Annotated in this window: 1 tRNA gene and 1 rRNA gene; both read right to left on the bottom strand. The window is 48.3% G+C overall.

The features are described from left to right. Positions 1–674, bottom strand: a 23S ribosomal RNA gene (locus AC3A6F_RS25285); the annotation flags it as partial. A gap of 221 nt (positions 675–895) precedes the next feature. After that, positions 896–971: transfer RNA gene (locus AC3A6F_RS25280), tRNA-Ala, on the bottom strand. Position 972: the final 1 nt, after the last annotated feature.

Raw genomic sequence — 972 nt, 5'->3', positions numbered from 1 at the left:
TGGTTTCGGGTCTACACCCAGCGACTGTCGCCCTATTCGGACTCGATTTCTCTACGGCTCCCCTATTCGGTTAACCTCGCCACTGAATGTAAGTCGCTGACCCATTATACAAAAGGTACGCAGTCACCCCACAAGGAGGCTCCTACTGTTTGTATGCACACGGTTTCAGGATCTATTTCACTCCCCTCCCGGGGTTCTTTTCGCCTTTCCCTCACGGTACTGGTTCACTATCGGTCGATTACGAGTATTTAGCCTTGGAGGATGGTCCCCCCATGTTCAGACAGGATTTCTCGTGTCCCGCCCTACTTGTCGTATGCTTAGTACCACCGGTCTGATTTCGTGTACGGGGCTATCACCCACTATGGCGCTCATTTCCAAAAGCTTCCACTATCAGTCCGACTATCACATACAGGCTCATCCCATTTCGCTCGCCACTACTTTGGGAATCTCGGTTGATTTCTTTTCCTGCAGCTACTTAGATGTTTCAGTTCGCCGCGTTCGCTTTGCATACCTATGTATTCAGTATGCAATGACCTAAAAGGCCGGGTTTCCCCATTCGGAAATCTGCGGATCAAAGCTCGTTTGCTAGCTCCCCGCAGCTTATCGCAAGCTACTACGTCCTTCATCGCCTGTAATCGCCAAGGCATCCACCATGTGCACTTATTCACTTGTCCCTATAACGTTGGCCTCTTCATGAGTTAAAGAGATCGCCATAGAATTCAAGAGTACAACTATGTTTGCTTGATACAAATTACTACTACCCTAAGTGTGTGCTTTCGCACACGCTTAAAAAAACTTTACTTCTTCCAGATTGTTAAAGAACGAAAAAACAGTGATCGCTAAAAGATCAAACCTAAGCTACTGAGCTTACGTTTGCACTTTCAAACCAAGTCAATGGTGGAGGATGACGGGATCGAACCGACGACCCCCTGCTTGCAAAGCAGGTGCTCTCCCAGCTGAGCTAATCCCCCA

It is taken from the genome of Massilia sp. Soil_C_3 (assembly GCF_057657035.1).
Note: the sequence above shows the minus strand (reverse complement) of the source record. Positions and strands in the feature narration are given on the sequence as shown.